A 20,021-nucleotide genomic window follows, 5' to 3' on the forward strand; every position below is an offset into this window, starting at 1 on the left:
GTCCGACGCCTGGTCGATGATGTCCTGGCCAGTCTTGCAGGAAGCCAGCCGCAGCTGGACACGCGGATCGCTGAGTACCGCCTGCTCCGGCGCGATGGTGTCATGGTCGCAGTCAGTGATGACCACGCTCCCGGGCCGAAGTCCCACGGCCCCGTCGGCGCGCGTGATGTCGCTCATTTCAGGTAACCCAATCGCTTCGAGATGTCATTGGCTGTTTCGATCAACAAAGGGGCGATCTCGGCCTCCTTGGCCGGCATACGTTCAGCCGGGCCAGCAACAGAGACGGCCGCGCTGCCCGACGGACAGTGTTCTGGCTGGCTACTGGACGAGGAGCTGGCAAGCCCCGTCGGCTCGATGGTTTCCACGCGTCCCTCGGGAGGCGTGCTGCCACCGAGGAATCCGTCCCATTTTTCGGGATCGGTATCCCAGAAAATGTGCCGTCAGAGTATGGCTGAGTGTCGAGCAGCGCAACCCAGGCGACTCAAGAGCGTCGTCGTTGATGCGATAGAGCTGATGGAAGCGCTGCACGACGCCGCCGAACGTGGGAGCGACCGTCCAGGAAGGCGAGATGTTCCGCTCTCCTGGTCCTCGCCGTCACCGTCCAGGCGAGCGTCTCCACGTGCAGCTTGGGCGCCCGCAAGGGCCAACTCGGACGACGGCGCGGTGTAGCGCCCACTTCTGTGCCCGACTCGTGCGGGGCTTGGGCTTCTCGTCCCCGCTGGCGGGCTCGATCGCGTTGAACACGTTGCGGAGGTCGACCTTGGCCGGCCGGTGGGTCTGCGGGTGAGCCGAGCTCTTCTCCAGGCATCAACATCGGCTCGTTCAGCTCTGGCACTCCGCCCGCGACATGGGCAGTAGTGATAAAATTTCCTTTTTGCGTCTCTTCTGGCCCATACGTGAAGAGCGGAGGCGGGTTCCGCGTGCGGCCGGCTGCCACCGCAGTCGGTTGGCTTGACCGCAACGCCTTGTCATCTGCCGGGGCCGGTGTCGGCGAGGGCGCGCCGACCCGGTCGATGAGCCCTCGCGCGGCTGTCGGCTGATTCGAAGCGACGAGCCTCGCGCAAGACTTCCGCGCGGCCCTCAGCCTCCAGGACTACGCCGACATCGCCATCCACACGGCGTGCCGCGGTGGCAGCCCTTACGGCCGAGCGGGGGACTGTAAAACGTTCGGCCCTGTCTCATATTCGGTGGTAGCGGAGGGTGACTGCTATCCGAGGAGGATGCGGTGGCGGAGGAGGGCGAAGCCTGCTCGTCCGTGTATTTGGCGTGCGATCCGTTTCGTCTTGGTGTTGACGCCCTCGGTGGGTCCGTTGCTGTACGGAAGGGTGAGCGCGGCGCTCACGGCGTCGCGGTCGCGTTCCAGACCCCGGGTGAAGGAGTGCAGATGGGGCAGATCGGCTGCTCGGACGTGGACGATCCAGCGCGAGAGCCCGTCGCCAATTCCTTCGCCAGGCGTCAGGAGCTCGGCGAAGTTCTTGATGATGATGGCCAGTTGGGTCATCTCCGGGCAGGCTGCGGTGAGTTTGGCAAGGAGCTCGTGGTGCTCGGTCTTGAGGTTGTTGGGCCTGGTGAGGATCATCCGGGCGAGTCTGCGTGGGGAGATGTGGCTGCGGTCGGCGTCCGCGCGGCCCTAAGAGGTGCTGGACGGGGACGCCGGGGTCCTCGGCCCGGCGTTTGCGCAGGTGCTCCCGGTAGGGGTCGACCAGGCTCGCGCGGTACTTGGGGACGCGGAGCATGCGCTCGGGCCGGTCGGCGCGGGCATAGCGTTTGACGGTGTTCAGGGCCAGTTGGAGACGGCGAGCGCATTCGAGCAAGCCGACGCCCTTCTCAAGTATGCCGTGGACCTGGTGCCAGCGCTCCAGGGTCGTCCGGGCGCGGGGCCCGTCGTAGATGGGTGCGTCCAGCAAGGGGGCCCAACAGGCGCTGTGCGCCTTGACCTCGCTCAGAGCGGCTTCGCACAGGTTGTGCCACACATGCCACCGGTCCGCGACCTGCACCGCGTCAGGCAGGGCGCGCCGGATCGCCTCAGCATGGGTCGCCGAGCCATCACGGCACACGACCTCGACGCCCGGATGCTCGCGCAGCCACGCCTCCAGGGTGTCGGCGGTGCGGCCGGGCAGCACGTCGATCCGCTCATGACTCTCGGTGTCGATGATCACGGTGGCATAGCGGTGCCGCCAGCGCAGAGCGAAGTCGTCGACGCCGATCACACGGGGCACCCGCCCGGTGGGCAACGGAATCCGCAGCAGCGCGCGCAGGGCCGTGTGACGCGACAGGCCCACCGCGAGTACTGACTTCGGCTCGTTAGGGTGATCTTTCTCTAAGTCCCTGTTGGGCCTGGAGTGGTGGCTGTATCCCGTGGTGTGTGAGGTATGCGGATCGGGGCGGGCTGACCGCTTTGGGACGTCGGCGCCGGGAGGCGGTTCGGATGCAGGCGGCCGAGCTGTTCGAGGAGAAGATCAAGCCGCCGGAGGTGGCATGGCGGCTGCGGGCGAGCTTGAAGTCGGCCTACCAGTGGCACCAGATATGGCGGGAGGGCGGTGCGCGGGCTCTGGCCTCGCGCGGCCCGAGCGGGGGTCGTTGTCGGTTGTCGCCGCGCTGTTTGGAGAAGTTGGCCGGGCTTCTGGAGCAGGGTCCGGCTGCGCATGGCTGGGTGGAGGACCAGGTGTGGACCGCCGCCCGGGTGGCCACGCTGATCGGCAGGAAGTTCCACGTCTCCTACAGCGTCTCGGGTGCGAGGCTCATGCACCGGCTCGGCTTCAGCCCGCAGGTGCCCGCGCGGCGGGTGGCCGAGCGTGATGAGCAGGCCGTGAGTGCGTGGAAGGAGGCGACCTGGGCGGAGGTAAAAGAGCCCGGGCGGCCTGCGGAGGTTACATCTGCTTCGAGGACGAGGCGGGCTTCACCCGGCAGCCGCCCAAAGGACGCACCTGGGGCCGGCGCGGCCGCACACCGCAGGTGACGGTGAGCGGGCGACGCTCGGGACGGCTGTCGGTCGCCGGACTGATCGCCATGCAGCCAGGTTCCCGCACCCGGCTGTGCCACCGCCTGCGCACCCACCCCGCGGGCAAAGGCAAGCGCCGCAGCATGGGCGAGCGCGACTCCATCGCGCTGATCGACGGCACCCACCAGCTCGTCAAGGCGCCGATCGTGCTGGTGTGGGACCGGCTGAACACCCACGTCTCCCACACCATGCGTGAGTTGATCGCCGAGCGCGAGTGGCTGACGGTGTTCCTGCTGCCCGCCTGCTCGCCCGACCTCAACCCCGTCGAGGGCGTGTGGGCACACGTGAAACGCAGCCTGGCCAACCTCGCCGTCGTAGCCCTCGACCGCCTGGAAACGCTCGTACGCAACCGCCTCAAACGCCTCCAGTACCGGCCCCGACACCCTCAACGGCTTCATAGCCGGCACCGGCCTGACACTCAACGACCCAGCGTCACCTTGACGAGTCGAAGTCAGTAGAGGCAGCCGCGCTGCTCTTCGGCCTGAGCGCGCCTGACGTGCTCGGCCGCCTCGTGACAGACCTCCTCCCCGGGGAAGACGACAAGGCCACGCTCCTCGGCGGTCTGGCGAGCCCTCCCGCATCGGGAGCCGGCGTCACCCGGCTTCTCACAGGACTCCAGCGACGGCACGCGCCTGGCCCTCGGCGTGTACGGACTCCCGCTGGCGACGGCCGGCGGACTCCTGTGGAACCTGTCGGCAGTGGATCTCGCGGACACTCCGTGGTGGAGCCGCAGCCATGCCGCGGTGGAGCGCTTTCTGAAGGACGCGCCGTTCGGCATCGGAGTGCTCGACACCGACCTGAAGTTCGTCTGGACCAACGGTGCCATGGACAGGATGAGCGGAGTCCCGCTCGCCGACCGTATCGGCCGGAGTGTCGAGGACGTGCTGCCGCGTCTTGCCCCCGGCCTGCTCGCGGACGAGTTGCGGAGAGTGCTGTCGACCGGAGAAGCACGGGGCCTGTTCGAGTACCGAGGCTACGTCCCCGCTGACCCCGACCGTATGCACGCCTTCTCGGCCACCGCGCTGCGCCTGGAGGACTCGGACGGCAGAGTGCTCGGTGTCTGCTACACGGGCGTCGACATTACGGAGCGGCGGCGTACCAAAGAGCGTATGGACCTCCTGACGGACTCGGGCAAGCTCATCGGCACGACGCTGGACCTCCGGCACACAGGCCGCCGTCCCCCGGATGACGGACCTGGCGGTGGTCGATCTCCTCGAGGCTGTGCTGCGCAGTGATGTCCGCCGCGTTCCCCGACCGCGATGCCGGACTGCTGCTCCGACGCGTAGCGCACCTGAGCGTGCGCGGTGGCAATCCCGAGGTGATCACGGCGCTGGGGGACCGGCCGCGGCTATGCGTCCTCCCCGATGAGCCGTGCTCCGCAGGAAGGCCGGGCGGTGCTCGTGGGCGCCGAGGAGGCCCGCACCCGGTCGGCTGAGGACCCACGCCGCCTGAAGATGTACGAGCCCTGGCGGATGCGCTCCATGATGGCGGTTCCTGTCCGGGCACGGGGGCAGTTGCTGGGATTGGCGACGTTCTGCCGTTCCGACGGCAGGGACGCCTTTGATCCGGACGATCTGACGATGGCCGAGGACTTCGTCTCACGCGCCGCCGTCTGCCTGGACAATGCGTGGCGGTACACGAGGGAACGCGGCAGCGTCCTCGCGCTCCAGCGCACCATGCTGCCGCAGAAACTCCACGTGCCCGAGTCGATCGAGGTGACACACCGCTACGTTCCGGCCACTGCCTACGACAGAGCGGGCGGGGATTGGTTCGATGTGCTTCGGCTTTCCGGGGCGCGCGTAGCCCTGATGGTCGGAGACGTGGTGGGATACGGCATTCATGGGGTGGCCGCCATGGGGCGGCTGCGTACGGCCGTCCACTCGCTGGCCGCCATGGACCTCCCGCCCGACGAACTCCTTGCCCACCTCGACGACTTGGTGCTGCGTCTGGTGGACGAACAACCCGATACCGGAAGCGCGGCAACCGAGGGAGCGCATTGTCTGTACACGGTGATGGACCTGACGAACGGCCGTTGCGTCATGGCGCGTGCCGGGCACGTGCCACCGGCGATGCTCACCCCGGACGGGAGGGTGACCATGCTCGAACTGCCTGCAGGCCCGCCTCTGGGCGTCGGGACGCTGCCCTTCGAGGCAGTCGAGTTCGAGGTTCCCGAGGGCAGCACTCTGGCCCTCTTCACGGATGGGCTACTGAGGTCCGGCGGGGACGATTTCGAGGCAGCGGAGAAGTGGCTTGAGCTCGCGCTCGCACGGGCAGGCCTCGAGGACGCGGCGGACGACGTGCTGACCGCCATGGAACGCGGATTCAGCGACGACGACCTGGTGCTCCTGCTGGCGCGGCCGCAGCGGCTCGGTGACGACCAGGTCCTCACGTGGGACCTTCGACGCGATCCGATGGAGGTGGCGCGTGCCCGTTCGCTGGTGGCCGAGGCACTGAGCGCCTGGGGTCTGGACGCGCTGGTATTCACCACGGAACTGATCGTCAGCGAACGCGTCACCAATGCGATCCGGTACGGGGTGGATCCGTGCAGCCTCAGGCTGATCCGTCAGTCGACCGCGCTGATCTGCGAGGTCGCGGACGGAACCAGTACGTCGCCGCATCTGCGTCATGCTCGCACCACGGACGAGGGCGGCTGAGGTCTGTACATTGTCTCCCAGCTCGCACGTCGCTGGGGCGCACGCTACTCGGTTGACGGCAAGATCATCTGGGCAGAGGTCGTGCGGCCGTATGACAGCGGCGCCCTGCACCGGAGCCTGGCGTGGGGAGGGGCCGGGGCCTGAGACCGTAAAGTGACCATTGGTGCAACCGGGAGGCGCCGCGGCTCATCGGGTGACGGGCTCTGATCTGCCGAGCAGCGCCAGCTCCGCGCGGCGCGGCAGTCCTTCCCAGTCGCCGTGGGCCAGACAGGCGAACGCACCGGCGGTCACGGCTGTTGTCAGGCGGGTGGCCACGTCGTGTCCGCTGACGAACTCGGCCAGATAGCCCGCAACGAATGCGTCGCCCGCGCCTACGGTATCGACGGGTTGAACCGGCACCGCGTCGCGTTCGTACGCGGTGCCGTCGATGAGGGCGTAGCATCCGCGGGCCCCGAGCTTGATCACGACCTGTGATGGTCCCGTCGCGGCGATGGCCTCGGCGAGTTCAGGCACGCTCCGTTCGTCAGGGGCGATGAGCCGCGCTTCGTCCTCGCCGGCGAAGAGAACCGTCGCATGACGGGCCATCTCCCGGTAGACGGGAGTCGCGTCTCGCCCGCGCCACAGGGATGTGCGGTGGTTGACGTCGAAGGAGACGGGGACAACACGAGCAGCCGCCTGCTCGATGGCCGTCATGACGGCTGCGTGGGCGGAGTCGGACAAGGCGGGTGTGATGCCCGTGACGTGCAGCAGGGCTGCGGAGGCCATGGCGTTACGTGGGAGGTCGGTTGTGGCGAGGCGGCTTCCGGCGCTGCCGACGCGGTAGTACCAGACGTGAGCGTTTTCCGTGGTCCGCTGTTCTTTGATCATGACGCCTGTTGGTGCGACGCCATCGACGACGGCGTGGACGTCGATGCCTTCTGCGCGCAGTTCACGGGTCACGCGTTCGCCAAGGCTGTCGTGTCCGACGCGTCCGATCCAGGCTGCCGGCGTGCCGAGCCGGCAAAGCCCCACCGCGACATTGCTCTCAGCGCCGCCGATGCCCAGCTTCAGCTCATGCGCGTGCTGAAGTGGCCCTGGACGGTCGGAGTACATGAGTGCCATCGTCTCGCCGAGAGTGACGACAGGGCCTTTATCTTGCATCGGGCGTCTCCTGCTGTGCTGCGTGGGGCGTTCGAGGAAGTCGTGCGGGGGATGCCATCGCCGTCACCGCTGCGCGCGTCAGCTTCTCCACGCGGTCGAACCGGCCGGCTGCAATGTCTGCTCGCGGCACAATCCAGCTCGCGCCGACGGCGAACACGGCAGGGTGGTCGAGGTAGTCGCGGGCGGTCTCGGGGCGGATACCCCCGCTGGGGAAGAACCGCATGTCGGGGAAGGGGCCGGCCAGTGCGTTGATCAGCGCGAGACCGCCGAGCTGCTCGGCGGGGAAGAGCTTCACCGCCGACAGCCCTGCACTAATCGCGGCCTGTACCTCGGTTGCGGACGCGACGCCGGGAAATACGGCAACGCCGTGCTGCTGGGCCCGCTCGACGACGTCGAGCCCGAGACCGGGACTGACGACGAAGCGTGCACCTGCTTCCACCGCGCGGTCCACCTGGTCGGCATTGACGACCGTCCCCGCGCCGACGACGAAGTCATCCCGGTCGGCGATCCGCCGAATTGCCCGCTGACCGGCTGCCGTTCGGAAAGTGATCTCCGCACAGCCGATGCCTCCCGCCAGGAGGGCATCGGCGAGCGGCTCGGCGCTGTCCTCACTGTCGATCACAATGACGGGAACGATCGAGCAGCGCCGGAGCACGGTGTACACGTCCAAGGAAGTCATCGGCCCAGCCACCCACCGCCGATGGGCAGCACAAAACCCGAAACGCAGTCGGACGGTATGGGCTGTGGCTGATCGCGGACGGTGACGTTGTGGTTGCCGGTCCACACGAGTGCTTGCATGGTCATCGCTGTGCCTCCGCGGGGTTGTTGACGGGGCAGCGCGGACGCTCGCCGCGCAGGGCCTCGTGGGCCACCTCGTTCTTGAGGGTCACGAACGACTCCTCCGAGTACCAGGCCGCGTGTGGCGTCAGGATCACCCGGTCATGGACGGCGAGAGCGCGACCTGGTCCGACGCCTGGTCGATGATGTCCTGGCCAGTCTTGCAGGAAGCCAGCCGCAGCTGGACACGCGGATCGCTGAGTACCGCCTGCTCCGGCGCGATGGTGTCATGGTCGCAGTCAGTGATGACCACGCTCCCGGGCCGAAGTCCCACGGCCCCGTCGGCGCGCGTGATGTCGCTCATTTCAGGTAACCCAATCGCTTCGAGATGTCATTGGCTGTTTCGATCAACAAAGGGGCGATCTCGGCCTCCTTGGCCGGCATACGTTCAGCCGGGCCAGCAACAGAGACGGCCGCGACCGGATCACCACGGTGGTCGCGGATGACAGCACCGACACACGCGACGCCCGGCTCGACCTCCGCCGCGTCGATGGCATAGCCACGCTCACGGGTCGTTTGGATCTCCTGCCACAGCTGCTCGGGGTCGGTGATCGAATGCTCGGTCAGCCGCTGGTACTCCAGGGACTGCAGCCGTTGCCGAAGAGTGCCCTCCGGCAGGGCCGCCAGGTACGCCTTGCCCAGGGCGCTGCAGTTCATCGGGCGGCGCGTACCGAGCTGGGCGGTGACCTTGACGGCGGCCGGGCCCTCCTCCTGCGCGACGTAGGCCATGAAGTCTCCGCGCGCGACGGCCATGTTCACCGTCTCCTGGGACAGCTGGGCCAGACGGCGCAGATACGGCGGGGCGACCTGCAGAATGTTGGCCCGGCCGACCGCCAGCATCCCGACGGACAAGGCATGACTGCCGAGCCGGACGGTGCCACTGGCCGGGGACTCCTCCAGCCAGCCCGCGCTGCGCAGCCGTTCCACCAGCCGATAGGTCGCACTGCGGCTGATACCCAGCTGTTCGTTGATCTGTGCCGGTGCGCTCTCCCCCACCTCGGCGACGTACTCGACGATCGCCAGAGCCTTGTCCAAGGGGGTACCGCTGACGTCTCCCGGCCGCGCGTCCGGTTTGTTAGTCATGCCCATCCTTCCGAGTCGGGTCAGTCGCTTCGCCCGGGCAGCGCTGTATCTTGCGGCTTGACCGCGGCATCTTCGAAGACACCAAGGTCGCGGCCGCGTGTCTCCGGGGACATCAGGGTGGCGGCGAAGCTGATCAACATCATGGCCATCATGTACACCGCCACAGGCCACCAGGAGTCGGCGAAGGCCGTGAGCAGCGCCGCAGCGATCATCGGGGCGACTCCACCGCCGAAGACCGAGGAAAACTCCCGGCCGAGGGTGACGCCAGCGTACCGGTACCGAGCCCCGAACAGTTCTGGGAAGTAGCTGGCCTGGACGCCCACCGTGCCCTGGGCCGCGAAGGCAAAACCAAGGACGATCACCACTACGATAGCCCAGGTCTCCCGTGTGTTGAGCAGCACGAAGGCCGGCACGGGGAGCAGCACCAGCACACCCGTGATGAACAGGTAGACAGGCCGGCGGCCGAAGCGGTCGCTGGCAGACCCGGCGACGTACGCCGCGATCATCGCGACCAAGGACCCCACAAGGAGCACCTTCGGCACGATCCTGGAGCTGGTGTCCAGTACGTTGATCAAGTAGCTCCCCAAGAACACCTGGTAGATGTACGAGTGCGCGTTCGCGCCGACGTTCATGAAGAACACGCGGGCCAGCGGCCGCCTGCCGTGGCGCAGTACCTGCGACACCGGCGTCTTGGCCTCGTGGCTGTTCTGCTTGAGCTCCTGGAACACCGGACTCTCTTGCAGCTTTCGCCGGATCAGCAATGCGGCGACGGTTACGAAGATGCTGTTGAGAAACACCAGGCGCCACCCCCATGCCTCGAACTGCTCATCGGGAAGCATCTGTACCAGCATCCACATCACAGCGCCCAGCGCGCTACCTGCCGCGGCACCAACGAAGATCAGCGACGACAGGCGGCCGCGCCGGTCACGATGAGCTGTCTCGGTCAGCAGGATCGCGCCGCCAGCCTGTTCGGCACCAGCGCCAAACCCCTGCAGAAAGCGACAGGCCACCAGGAGCGCCGGGGCCCAGAGCCCGACCATCTCGTACGTCGGCAGCAGGCCGATCGCCAGCGTGGCGGTGCCCATGAGCAGCAGCGTCGCGATGAGGATCCACTTGCGGCCCAGGCGGTCGCCGAATCTTGAGAAGAACAGCCCGCCCAGCGGCCTGGCGCCGAAGCCGACGGCGTACGCCGCGAAGCTCGCCAGCACGCCCACCACGGGCGACACGTTCGGGAAGAACAGCTTGTTGAAGATGATCGCTGACGCCGTGCCGTAGATGACGAAGTCATAGTTCTCCAGCGCGGTGCCTATCAGACCCGCCCAGGCTGCCCGACGGACAGTGCTCTGGTCGGCTTCTGGACGGGAGCTGGCAAGTTCCGTTGGCTGTGTGGTTTCCATGTGTCCCTCGGGAGGTGAAGTGTTACCCGTTACAGCTCGTCCCATTTTTCGGGATCTACGTCCCAAAAAGTGTGTCGGTGAGACTATGGCTGAATATCGAGTGGCGCAACCCCCACAGCGGAACTGACGCAGCAAGTTGGCGGTGCTGCGCTTCGACACTTCTTCCCTGGCCAAAGGCACTTCCCATTCGATAGCGCGTCGTGCGTACCTTCTCCGGGTCGAACAGCGTGATCTCTTCGATGGTCGGCCATCCGCGCCTGTCGTGGTAGCGACGGCTGAGTTCCTTCCAGTGAGTCCGGCGATGCTTGCGTCGACGGCCCGACCAAGACCTGATCGCAGCCCGCAGGCCCATCGAGGCATCCCGCTACCTCGCGGGACATAAAGTCATACCAATGAGGCGAAGGTCTTTCTTAAGCCCTCTTTAAGCCCCTAACATCCGCGGCTAATACTGCAGCCGCAGTTACGGGGGTCGGTGGCCTCGGCGGCGGTAGTGGCTGAGGCGGGCGCGGTGTTGATGACGGCGTCGCCAGCGTGACCAGTGCAGGATGTGCGCCGCTTCGTGTCGGACGGCGTGGATGAATCTGCTCAGCAGGCGGCGGATCTCGTTCGGATCAGCAGGGCGTCTTCGAAGCCGTCGTCGTCCTTGCCGGGCAGCGGGACCAGGGCCCAGGCGTATTCACGCAGGCCGTGGGCGCCGTCACCGGCGGAGCGGATCTCCCAGGCATGTTCCGGCAGAATCGCCGAGACAGTGCGGGCGTTTTGCCCGCGTGGCCCGCACCGGTGCTTGTAGGCGATCGCGAGCACGTAGCTCAGCTGCTGTTCGGCCAGCCAGCCGCGCAGGACGGGGTCCTGGCCGTAGACCTCGTCGCCGGTCACCCAGCGAAAGGGCAGCTTCGCGGCGAGGGCCCGCTCCAGCATCGCGCGGGCCAGGGCGGGCTTGGTGCGGAAGGTGACCTCGTCGCCGATCTTCGCGTCCGCCCGGCGGGCCGGATCCTCGATCCAGGAGATGGGCAGATACAGCTCGCGGTCGATCAACGCGCGTCCTCTGATGGAGGCGTAGGCCAGGAACACCCCCAGCTGACAGTTGTCGATCTTCCCGGGGGCCTGTATTTCAATTACTGCTCAGTGTCGGGGTGTTGGCGGGAGAATGAGGTGTGACTGCGGGTACGTCCGCTCGGGCCTCGGTTATGGCTTTGAGAGCGAAGTTCGATCAGTTCCTTCCTCATCTCGATGAACGGCGTCGGCGGATCTACCTGGCCAGCGAGGCCGCCGCGCTTGGCCACGGCGGGATCACCCTGGTGGCCGTAGCCTCTGGCGTCAGCACAGCCACCATCACACGGGGACCACCGAGCTGTCTGGGCGCCCTTTGCCGGTCGGCCGGATCCGGGCTCCAGGGGCCGGCCGCAAGCCGCTGACGGTCACCGACCCCGGTCTGGTGCCTGCGCTGGAGGCTCTGATCGAGCCAACGACCCGAGGCGATCCGGTCTCCCCGTTGCGCTGGACCACCCTCTCGCTGCGGTCTTTGGCCGCGGCGCTGACAGCTCAGGGCCACCCCGTCAGCGCGGCGACCGTCGGGCGCCTGCTGCATGCTGCGGGATACAGCCTGCAGGGCACCGCCAAAACCACGGAAGGCGCCAGCCATCCTGACAGGGATGCCCAGTTCACGCACATCAACGCCACCGCCACCGCATTCCTCGCAGACAGCCAGCCGGTGATCAGCGTCGACACCAAGGCCAAGGAGTGGCTGGGCAACCGCGACCGGCCCGGCCGCACCTGGCGTCCGGGCAAGAGCCCCATTCGTGTCGACTGCCACACGTTCATCACCAGCGACCAGCCCGTTGTCATCCCCTACGGGGTCTACGACATCGCCCGCAACACCGGCTGGGTGAACGTCGGCACCCACCACGACACGGCCGAGTTCGCCGTGCAGTCCATCCGCCGCTGGTGGCGACAGCGCGGACGGGACGACCACCCGGACGCCGGCCGGCTGCTGATCACCGCTGACTGCGGCGGCTCCAACGACCCCCGCCGCTGGACATGGAAGAAGCACCTCGCCGCCTTCGCCCTGGAAAGCGGACTCGAGATCACCGTCTGCCACTTCCCACCCGGAACATCGAAGTGGAACAAGATCGAACACCGAATGTTCTGCCACATCACCGCGAACTGGCGGGGCAGACCCCTGACCAGCTACGAGACTGTCATCGAGACGATCGCCGCCACGACCACTCGCACCGGGCTCAAGCTCGGAGCCGAACTCGATACCGGCCGATATGACCTGGGCAGTACAGTCACGGCGGCCGAGTTCCGTGCCCTGCCGATCACACCCCATGCCTTCCGCGGCGACTGGAACTACACCCTGGCACCGGTCGCACCCCGGTTGCCCAAGCAGGCGCCGAGCCGCCGGCGGATCGATCCGGCCTTGACCGCGATGCTCAGCGCCCCGGCCCTGACCGGCATGTCACGTTCCGACTTCGACCACCTGGTCGCCGTTTCGGAACCGTACTGGGACGCCCTTGCCGAGGCGGCATTCCAACGACGCTTCCACCGCCCACGCAGCTACCTCCACCCCCAGACCAGCAGCCTTGACCACTACCACCGTCTACTGACAGCACTGTTACGCCGCCGCAGAGCTGCCACCAGCACACTTCTGGCCCAGCTCCTGAACGTCACCCGCACTAATCTGTCCAACCAGTTCCAAGACGGCCACCGGCTCCTGGACCTGCACCGCGTCGCGGTCACTCCACTGCCCGGAACCCCAGCCCGCACCCTCACCCAACTACAAGCCCGCCTACCATCACGCGACAACACCTGCACAGATCAAACCTGACAGTTATTCAGACACAGGCCCCCGGCCGCACAGAGAACTCTCAGATCGGGGTGTTCCTCGCTTATGCGACGTGCCGCGGACGCACGCTGATCGACCGGCGGCTGTATCTGCCCACGTCGTGGACGGATGACCGCGAGCGGTGCCGGCAGGCGGGTATCGATGACAGCGTCGCCTTCGAGACGAAGGTGGCGATGGCCAAGGCGATGGTCCGCCGGGCCATCGCTGACAGGATTCCGTTCGGCTGGGTGACGGCGGTGCCGCCTACGGTTTCAGCAAGGGGCTGGCGGTCCGAGATGGAACAGGCCGATGTCTTCCACGTCATGGCCATCGCCCGGCACGACGCGGTCGTCACCTGCTGGGCACTCGACCACCCCGTCGCTTCTGCCCTCAGCTTGACGTTTAACCTCGGCGTGAGGCGAGACGTGCGAGCATTTCTGTGGGCTGGCAGAACCATTCGAGAAGGCGGCTGGTGATCACGAAGTAGTGGACGCTGACCCAGCCCCGCTCCTTGTCCAGAATCCTGCGGGGCCCATGCCGGTAGACGTAGCGGAGGTATCGGCGGCGGATCGGCGTTCCGGCTATCAGCAGCATCGGTGAGAAGATGAGCATGGTCACCGGGACCAGGGCCCTCACGACGGTGAGCTTCATCCTCTCCTCATAACGCATGTGCTCAGTGTGCTGACCTTCATGTTGCTTGTCAGCCTGCCCTGCGGGGTTTGGTGCCGACCTTGTGGTGGGCGGGCCGACTGTATGCCTCACTGGTGGCGAGGACGCGTCCCACCTCGTGTCGAGTGGCCATGCGACGGTTCTTCGAGCCGGGAGGTCGACCGACCGGGACCTGGCCGGGACGGTTTCGGCGCACCGGTCGGAGAGCCGGTCTTCGTGCGCAGGTTCCTGAACCCCCGCCGGACGCGGGCGGGTGTGAGTCTGTTCGGCTCAGCCGGCTTCTTCCAGGGGCGCCGGAGGTCGGTGGCCAGTGGGCGGGCTAGCCGGAGCTGGGCATAGGCGGCGATCACGAGCCACGTCCACCGGTCGGCCGCTTCCGAGCTGCGAATCCGGGGTTTGGTCCAGCCGAGTGTCTGCTTGAACAGGCGGAACGTGTGCTCGATGTCGAAGCGGTGGAGGAAGGACTGCCAGCAGCGGTCGACGTCCGCAGCGCTGGCGCCGGTGCCCGACCACCACAGCCAGACCAGCTTGTTCACCCCGCCGGACGGCAGCCGCTCCATGGCCAGGCGGATGACGGTGCCCTCGATGAGGGGCAGCGGTCCGTCGTGGTCGAGCCAGGCTGCCCGCCGGGTGAGCCTGGGGTGCAGCCGGTCCCATGCCTGCGCGGTCGCTTTGCCGTAGAGGCGGGTGTCGGTGACCGTCACGGCCTGCTCGGCGCCCCAGGTGGCGGGGTCACCGAAGACGAACTCGCCACTCTGCGTTCGGCGGAGAGAAGGACTGCACTGTCCCACGCCTGCCGTAGCCGCCAGCAGTTCGCCCTCCAACCGCCGGAGCGCCTGCGACACCTCAACCCGAGCCTCGCCCCGGCGGTCTCCTCCGCGCCTATGCAACATCACCTCATCGACTGGGCACCAGGCACCATCGGAAGTCCGGAGCCAAGCCACCTCTGCTGGCCCCCTATCGCTCCACTCACCGCGGCCGAGGTCGGAACGGTGTGGTGTACCAGCACGGCTTCGTCTTGTCATGGGGAACGAGCGTCATGGAAGCGCTGGCGGTGAGACAACGGTGGCTTAGATCATGGTCCGGGCTTGAACATGTCAGCGATCGGCAGATACCGATGCCAACGTGGTCGGGTCGGTGACGATGAGGCGGCCAGAGAGCGGGTCCACGCCGATCTCACTGACATGCCAGCCGCGGTCGGTCAGCCCGGCGGTGAGAGCGTGGGTGATGTCCGCCATGGGGGCGGGGTTCTCCGTGGCGACGTCGAGGTCCTGGCTGAGCCGGTCGACCAGGCCGTGCGCCTGGAGGGCGTACCCGCCGGTGATGACCAGCGGTAGGGGGTGCCGATGGCCAGGACGTCGGTGAGGAGCTGGCGGTGAAGGGGGCTGAGGTTCACGCCGCGGCTGCCGGGCGGGCCGAAGCCAGCTCGGGGAACGCCGCTTCCCACACGTCTCGGACGGCGCGGCTGATCAGCGTGCGCAGGACCGGCCACTGGTCGACCAGGAGGTCTTGATCGAGCAGGCCGATCAGGTCGTCGTGCTGTTCTTCGGCCAGCACGGTGCGGTACATGCTCATCCGCGACCGCGGCCGATCCAGATCGAACCGTGTCAGCCCTGACCAGGCCACGTGGAGCGGCAGCTGGACCGTGCCGTGCGCCGGGCCGGCCAGCTCGTCGAGCGAGTCGGGCAGCCTGCGGGCGTAGCGCTCTCGCAGCACCTCGGCAGCGGACGGCGACGGTTCGGCGGCAGGCAGGGCAGACATGGGATCAGGATGGCGCAGTCTGTCAGTGGGAAGGCAGCTCACCGTCATGCCGACGTCCCGTGGGTCCAGTGCCTACGGCGGGTCGCCGCCGGTGTCGCCAGCCGAGGGACTGGCATGACCGGTTCTCCGGGGGTTGCACCAGCCCGGAGTAGAGGAACCCGGGGTCCACCCGACAGGCCAGTGGCTTCGGCTTCCTGCACCCATCAGCCAACGCGTAGCGGTCTGCCAGCGGAGCCGGCAGACCGCTACGCAAGGTCGGGCTGGATCGCATCTCCTCGTGCTGGAGGCGCGAACGCTCGATGAAGACAGCGCTTCGACAGCGGTCCAGGGGGTCGATCCGCAGGTCAGTTCCGAATGATGCCATCGGCGTCAGGGGTCTTTTTCCTGGCCTTCGTGTAGAACCACTCGATGAGGTGGGTTCCGAAAAGCATCGCGGCGAAGTCGGGATCCTCATCCGCACTCAGATCAGGCATAACCCTCTGGCTGCGGATGAAGGTGATCCCGGGACAGCTGACCATGGAAAACGACACGGTTGCCCAGACCCCGTCCTCGCGGCTAGCGAAGTCAAATTCACGCAAGGTGCCACGGTCTTCTTCTGTGGCGAACTGGCTGCGCATGCTGGCTTCTGCGGCTGGCTGGAATTGTGCGAGCCATTCGTCCGGGCTCAGCCCGCCGTGTGTCGTAAGTTCCACTGCTAAACCCCTAAGCCCTGGTCCACTCATTCCTTGAATGCAGTGATTATGCCCCTAGGTCGGCCGTCGTGAGAATCGCTGTACTCCCTTTCGGAGAAGACCACCCTGAACATCACACCCTTGGCCAGGCGCCACCTGACGACACGCTTGCTGGGATCATTGTGGTCAGGCTTGGGTGTCCCGTTCTTGAGGGTCTCATCTATCCAGCCGTACAGAGAGCTGTCGGGCTGCGGATGATCTTCCTGGATGTGCTTGTAACCCCACGTCCCGGTTCCTTGCCGAAGGGGCACGTCCGAGCCGTCCTTCGCGAAGAAAGTAGTGTGCACCTTCCACTTGCCCGTGGGCGCTTGTACCGACGCCGCCGAGTGAACGCCGGCCTTCGGCATTTCGGCACCCTGTGATGGTACCGCCGACATGCCAAGAATACCTAAGGCTACTGCGGTGGCCCCTACGAGGAGTCGTCGCGCGATCTTCATGATCACTCTTCCGTAGTCGTGATGACTTTCTGACACACGCAAGTGAAACATGTGACTTCTGAGGCGCGAGAGCCCGGAATAAGACACGCCGATACTTTCTGTTTACACAAACTGATTTATGAAGTCATTACTCCAGTTGTAGATCGTGATCTTCATATCTGGTTCACGGCCTACCGGCGGGCAAGGGATGACTTACTGAGCGTTTCAGAATGAGTTTGGCTCACAGGCTTGGCAGTTGGGCTGGTGGGCGGCAGAGTTCTGCGGGTGTCGGATGATCTTGTGCCTGATGATCCGTGGGATCGTGTCGCCCCGTTGCTCCCGCCTCGTCCGCCGCGGCGTAGGCGGTATCCGGGCCGGCTGCCGGCGGATGACCGTGCGGCTCTGCGCGGGATCATCTACGTCCTGCGCACGGGCGTGACCTGGGCGGACGTGCCGACCGCGACGATCGGCTGCAGCGGGGTGACGTGTTGGCGGCGTCTGCGGGACTGGACCGGGGCCGGCGTCTGGCCTCGCTTGCACGGGATCCTCCTCACGGAACTCCGCAAGGCCGGACTCCTGGACCTGGAGGACGCTGCGGTCGACGGCTCGCACGTCCGCGCCCTCAAAGGGGGGCTCACACCGGACCTTCGCCGGTCGACCGCGCCCGGCCCGGCAGCAAGCACCATGTGATCACCGACCGGCACGGAACACCTCTCGCCGTGTCGTTGACCGGCGGAAACCGTCACGACGTCACCCAGCTCATACCCCTGCTGGACGCGATACCCCGCATCCGCGGCCTGGTCGGCCGACCACGTCACCGACCTCGACGGCTGTTCGCCGACCGAGGCTACGACTACGACACGTACCGACGCCTGCTCCGCGCCCGCGGCATCACACCGAAGATCGCCCGCAAGGGCACCGCCCACGGATCCGGCCTGGACAAGACCAGATGGGTCGTCGAGCGAACCTTCGCCTGGCTCCACCAGTTCAAACGCCTCCGCACCCGCTACGAGATACGAGCCGACCTCCACCTCGGGCTACTCCAACTCGCCTGCAGCATCATCTGCTTGAGACGCCTCCGAACCTCATTCTGAAATGATCAGTTATGACCGGGCCCGGTGGCGGCACTGCCCGGGGACCAGTGGAGCCGTTGGGCTGCATCGCACACAGCACAGGTCGGACGACAAGCGTCGTGAAAAACAGTCGCTGGATCTCACTGTTGGTGAGTGGGACCGGCCTTCCGGGGCCGGGTGGCCTCGTCGGCGCGGACGACGGGAAGGGAGTATGGGTGAGCATGGCCAAGGCGACTCTCAGACCAGGTTCCATTCGTGCGGTGCGCTCGTCGCCGCCGGGCCAAGGAACTTGACGGGCTCCGTGTCGGCAGCCCTATGGAGTTCGATGAGTCGGTCCAATGCCCCCTACCAGATCACAAGACGGCTGCGTCAAGTGACCTTCAGGTGGTCGCCGCTACTACTGGCCGGATGAACCTGAAGGCATTACTCGTCGTCGGGGCCGCCGCGGCGGCACTCGTCCTCCCTGCTGTGCCCGCTGCGGCGGAACCCGGCGACACCGTGACGACGACACTCACACAGGCCATCGCCGACCTCCCAGTGGCAGCCGAGTCCCGCGACGGGTACGAACGCGACAAATTCCGGCACTGGGTGGACGCGGACCGGGACGGTTGCAACACACGCGCGGAAGTGCTGTTGGAGGAAGCGACCCTGTCGCCGACGGTCGGCCCGAGGTGCAGCATCTCCGGCGGCGTGTGGCACAGCTACTACGACGACACCGACCAGACGGCGGCCCGCGCCCTGGACATCGACCACATGGTTCCCCTGGCTGAAAGCTGGGACTCAGGCGCCTCGGCCTGGTCGCCGGCCGAGCGGCAGGCGTACGCCAACGACCTGGAGGACTCGAGGGCTCTGGTTGCGGTGACTGCGCGGGAGAACCGCAGTAAGGCGGATCAGGATCCGGCGGAATGGTTGCCGTCAGATGGTGGAGCGGTGTGCCGGTATGTGACCGAGTGGACGGCGGTCAAGACGCGCTGGGAGCTGACGGCAGACCCGGCGGAGGTCGACGCGCTGGAGCGGCTGGCTGACGGCTGCCCGGACGCGGAGATCACAGTCGTGCTAGCCCGCTGACGTCTTGTGGTCAGGTCGCCTCCATCTGAGCAGAGGTGACCTGCCCGCGGGTTTGACCCCGATCTCTCGGCTCGGTTTTCACCCGGCGGGTTGGGCGTCGTCAGGACGCGGTTCGCTTCCTGCTCTTGGCGGCGGCGCTCCTGCTTCTGGCGCTCGCGTTCTTCGGCGTCAGCCTGCTGCTGGGCTGTGACGGCCCGGCTCTGGCGGTGCTCCCACAGGTCTGCGTGCGCCTGCCGCGGCTGGCTTCTGTCGGAGCGGCTTGTCGGCGCAGGCCGGGGCTTCCTGCGTGGCGGCGCTGCGGTTTCGGTGGCGAGCCCGGCCCGCTTGGACGACGTCGAGCGCCAGCTCGTCGTCGCGATTCGCCGACGCCGCAGAGCTCCGAACCGGATGGGTCCGCGGCGGTACATGTGCGCCCGCAGCGATGCCTTTGTTTTTGATTTTAACGAATCTCTATTCGGTGCTATTGGGTAGGTCAAGCCGACGCGCCGTTGTGGATGCGGCTTGGGGACATTGGCTGGTATCTCCTGAGAACTATTGGTGGCTGATAGTTGCCTGTTACTGCTCTGGTGGCCGTGATGGGATCGCGGCATCTGATGGGGGCTCACATGGGCAGCCTCCATTTTCAGGGGGAGGGGTTGTTTTGCATTTGAGGACATTTCTGTTATCCGCTGTGTCTGCGGCGGCTGCTCTGGCCGTGACACTTCCAGCTGAACCAGTGGGCGCTGCGCCCTTGAGTGGGCATCAGGAAGTCAGATCGCAGTACGTGAAGCCTCGGCCGGTTCCCGTGTCGGGTCCCGCTGCGGGGCCTTCAGTGAAGCCTGGGCAGCGCAGCAGCGTCCAGATGGGTGAGAGCTGTTCCGCTTTGGACGCTGGGGGGAAAGAGAGCTGCACTCGTGCGATCTCGGATTCTGAGATGCCACATCAGGTCCGCAGAGGACGTGGACTGAGGGCAGGTGTGAATCCGCCGAGTTGGTGTGCGGAGGAGCTCAGGGGCACGCGTACGTCTGTGTGCCTGGTCTCCGGAATCCGCTACACGACCTATCGCACCGTCAACGGCCAGAGACGGTTGACGGGATCAGCCGACATCGTCGCCATCAACTACAGCTACGGCGAAACGGGCCTGCCTTCATGGGGCAATCAGGCGGACGTCTCTGCCTACCGTCTCTGGGGTGACGGCAAGAAGGCATTCATCGGCGGCAAGGCCAGCAAGAGCGGCTCCTGCAAGCAGCACGAATCGAAGTTTCCCACGAAAAAGCTCGCCCCAGTCAACTCTTGGAAGCTCGGCGAGTCCTTCTTCGAGACCACGATCACCAGGCACGGAGCAAAGGGCCGGTGTACCAATAAGTGGGCGCTGCGCTTCACCAATC

The 20,021-nt window shown here is 66.5% G+C and carries 14 protein-coding genes and 7 pseudogenes; 8 read left to right on the top strand and 13 right to left on the bottom strand.

Annotation, left to right across the window (positions count from 1 at the left end; all coding sequences use genetic code 11):
* Positions 1 to 173: 173 nt before the first annotated feature.
* Both NMK44_RS41275 and NMK44_RS41280 read right to left on the bottom strand, forming a co-directional pair.
* Positions 174 to 365, bottom strand: a complete 192-nt coding sequence (locus NMK44_RS41275; RefSeq protein ID WP_254753253.1) for a hypothetical protein — start codon at positions 363 to 365, stop codon at positions 174 to 176.
* Positions 366 to 1,207: 842 nt separating this feature from the next.
* Positions 1,208 to 2,288, bottom strand: a pseudogene (locus NMK44_RS41280) (ISL3 family transposase); the annotation flags it as partial.
* A 77-nt stretch (positions 2,289 to 2,365) separates the two neighbouring features.
* Here NMK44_RS41280 and NMK44_RS42965 point away from each other — a divergent pair.
* The 3 genes and pseudogenes from NMK44_RS42965 to NMK44_RS41300 all read left to right on the top strand — a co-directional run bounded on the left by NMK44_RS42965 (position 2,366) and on the right by NMK44_RS41300 (position 5,655).
* Positions 2,366 to 3,442: pseudogene (locus NMK44_RS42965) on the top strand (IS630 family transposase).
* A gap of 257 nt (positions 3,443 to 3,699) precedes the next feature.
* On the top strand, positions 3,700 to 4,236 hold the full coding sequence (locus tag NMK44_RS41295) for a PAS domain-containing protein (RefSeq protein ID WP_254753257.1): 537 nt from the start codon (positions 3,700 to 3,702) through the stop codon (positions 4,234 to 4,236).
* A 129-nt stretch (positions 4,237 to 4,365) separates the two neighbouring features.
* Positions 4,366 to 5,655 (top strand): SpoIIE family protein phosphatase, encoded by a 1,290-nt coding sequence (locus tag NMK44_RS41300; RefSeq protein WP_254753259.1) that lies wholly within the window; start codon positions 4,366 to 4,368, stop codon positions 5,653 to 5,655.
* Between the two features lie 186 nt (positions 5,656 to 5,841).
* Here NMK44_RS41300 and NMK44_RS41305 read toward each other — a convergent pair whose 3' ends face one another.
* The 6 genes and pseudogenes from NMK44_RS41305 to NMK44_RS41330 form a co-directional block, all read right to left on the bottom strand.
* A complete protein-coding gene (locus NMK44_RS41305; RefSeq protein ID WP_254753261.1) occupies positions 5,842 to 6,795 on the bottom strand; it encodes a sugar kinase in 954 nt (317 codons plus the stop codon).
* Positions 6,785 to 7,459, bottom strand: a complete 675-nt coding sequence (gene eda / locus NMK44_RS41310; RefSeq protein ID WP_254753283.1) for a bifunctional 4-hydroxy-2-oxoglutarate aldolase/2-dehydro-3-deoxy-phosphogluconate aldolase — start codon at positions 7,457 to 7,459, stop codon at positions 6,785 to 6,787. Before eda ends, NMK44_RS41305 begins: the two co-directional genes overlap by 11 nt.
* A 267-nt stretch (positions 7,460 to 7,726) precedes the next feature.
* Positions 7,727 to 7,936 carry a hypothetical protein gene (locus tag NMK44_RS41315; RefSeq protein ID WP_254753263.1) on the bottom strand — a complete coding sequence of 70 codons (210 nt, stop codon included), beginning with the start codon at positions 7,934 to 7,936 and terminating at the stop codon, positions 7,727 to 7,729.
* Positions 7,933 to 8,715, bottom strand: a complete 783-nt coding sequence (locus NMK44_RS41320) for an IclR family transcriptional regulator (protein WP_254753265.1) — start codon at positions 8,713 to 8,715, stop codon at positions 7,933 to 7,935. The genes NMK44_RS41315 and NMK44_RS41320 overlap by 4 nt, the downstream gene beginning before the upstream one ends.
* A 20-nt stretch (positions 8,716 to 8,735) precedes the next feature.
* Positions 8,736 to 10,112, bottom strand: coding sequence for an MFS transporter (locus NMK44_RS41325; RefSeq protein ID WP_254753267.1), 1,377 nt, complete (start codon positions 10,110 to 10,112; stop codon positions 8,736 to 8,738).
* 606 nt (positions 10,113 to 10,718) lie between these two features.
* Positions 10,719 to 11,210, bottom strand: a pseudogene (locus NMK44_RS41330) (IS701 family transposase); the annotation flags it as partial.
* 89 nt (positions 11,211 to 11,299) lie between these two features.
* Between NMK44_RS41330 and NMK44_RS41335 the strand changes: the two are divergent.
* Both NMK44_RS41335 and NMK44_RS41340 read left to right on the top strand, forming a co-directional pair.
* Positions 11,300 to 12,939 (top strand): annotated as a pseudogene (locus NMK44_RS41335) (ISAzo13 family transposase).
* Positions 12,940 to 12,962: 23 nt separating this feature from the next.
* A pseudogene (locus tag NMK44_RS41340) lies at positions 12,963 to 13,316 on the top strand (transposase); the annotation flags it as partial.
* A gap of 320 nt (positions 13,317 to 13,636) precedes the next feature.
* On the opposite strand, the pseudogene NMK44_RS41345 reads toward NMK44_RS41340, so the two are convergent.
* The 5 genes and pseudogenes from NMK44_RS41345 to NMK44_RS41365 form a co-directional block, all read right to left on the bottom strand.
* A pseudogene (locus NMK44_RS41345) lies at positions 13,637 to 14,357 on the bottom strand (NF041680 family putative transposase); the annotation flags it as partial.
* 372 nt (positions 14,358 to 14,729) lie between these two features.
* A pseudogene (locus NMK44_RS41350) lies at positions 14,730 to 15,001 on the bottom strand (nucleotidyl transferase AbiEii/AbiGii toxin family protein); the annotation flags it as partial.
* Positions 14,998 to 15,366, bottom strand: a complete 369-nt coding sequence (locus tag NMK44_RS41355) for a hypothetical protein (RefSeq protein WP_254753271.1) — start codon at positions 15,364 to 15,366, stop codon at positions 14,998 to 15,000. The gene NMK44_RS41355 and the pseudogene NMK44_RS41350, both read right to left, overlap by 4 nt.
* 344 nt (positions 15,367 to 15,710) lie before the next feature.
* Positions 15,711 to 15,983 carry a hypothetical protein gene (locus NMK44_RS41360; RefSeq protein WP_254753273.1) on the bottom strand — a complete coding sequence of 91 codons (273 nt, stop codon included), beginning with the start codon at positions 15,981 to 15,983 and terminating at the stop codon, positions 15,711 to 15,713.
* A 101-nt stretch (positions 15,984 to 16,084) separates the two neighbouring features.
* On the bottom strand, positions 16,085 to 16,534 hold the full coding sequence (locus NMK44_RS41365) for a hypothetical protein (protein ID WP_254753275.1): 450 nt from the start codon (positions 16,532 to 16,534) through the stop codon (positions 16,085 to 16,087).
* A 264-nt stretch (positions 16,535 to 16,798) separates the two neighbouring features.
* Between NMK44_RS41365 and NMK44_RS41370 the strand changes: the two genes are divergently transcribed.
* The 3 genes from NMK44_RS41370 to NMK44_RS41380 form a co-directional block, all read left to right on the top strand.
* Positions 16,799 to 17,607 (top strand): IS5 family transposase gene (locus NMK44_RS41370; RefSeq protein WP_254753277.1). Its coding sequence is split into 2 segments (ribosomal slippage): positions 16,799 to 17,138 and positions 17,138 to 17,607, totalling 810 coding nucleotides; the frame shifts between segments, so codons are not numbered across the junction.
* Between the two features lie 387 nt (positions 17,608 to 17,994).
* A complete protein-coding gene (locus NMK44_RS41375) occupies positions 17,995 to 18,654 on the top strand; it encodes an HNH endonuclease family protein (protein WP_254753279.1) in 660 nt (219 codons plus the stop codon).
* A 1,006-nt stretch (positions 18,655 to 19,660) separates the two neighbouring features.
* Positions 19,661 to 20,021, top strand: a 361-nt coding sequence (locus NMK44_RS41380) for a hypothetical protein (RefSeq protein ID WP_254753281.1), incomplete at its 3' end; no start/stop codon positions are given.

The sequence above is a fragment of the Streptomyces cucumeris genome, assembly GCF_024295805.1.
Lineage (GTDB): Bacteria > Actinomycetota > Actinomycetes > Streptomycetales > Streptomycetaceae > Streptomyces > Streptomyces cucumeris.

Coding starts and splice junctions, on each gene's coding strand:
- NMK44_RS41375 (WP_254753279.1), top strand. CDS start 17,995: ATGAACCTGAAGGCATTACTCGTCGTCGGGGCCGCCGCGGCGGCACTC.
- NMK44_RS41300 (WP_254753259.1), top strand. CDS start 4,366: ATGAGCCGTGCTCCGCAGGAAGGCCGGGCGGTGCTCGTGGGCGCCGAG.
- NMK44_RS41315 (WP_254753263.1), bottom strand. CDS start 7,936: ATGAGCGACATCACGCGCGCCGACGGGGCCGTGGGACTTCGGCCCGGG.
- NMK44_RS41320 (WP_254753265.1), bottom strand. CDS start 8,715: ATGACTAACAAACCGGACGCGCGGCCGGGAGACGTCAGCGGTACCCCC.
- NMK44_RS41355 (WP_254753271.1), bottom strand. CDS start 15,366: ATGTCTGCCCTGCCTGCCGCCGAACCGTCGCCGTCCGCTGCCGAGGTG.
- NMK44_RS41325 (WP_254753267.1), bottom strand. CDS start 10,112: ATGGAAACCACACAGCCAACGGAACTTGCCAGCTCCCGTCCAGAAGCC.
- NMK44_RS41360 (WP_254753273.1), bottom strand. CDS start 15,983: ATGCGCAGCCAGTTCGCCACAGAAGAAGACCGTGGCACCTTGCGTGAA.
- NMK44_RS41365 (WP_254753275.1), bottom strand. CDS start 16,534: ATGAAGATCGCGCGACGACTCCTCGTAGGGGCCACCGCAGTAGCCTTA.
- NMK44_RS41305 (WP_254753261.1), bottom strand. CDS start 6,795: ATGCAAGATAAAGGCCCTGTCGTCACTCTCGGCGAGACGATGGCACTC.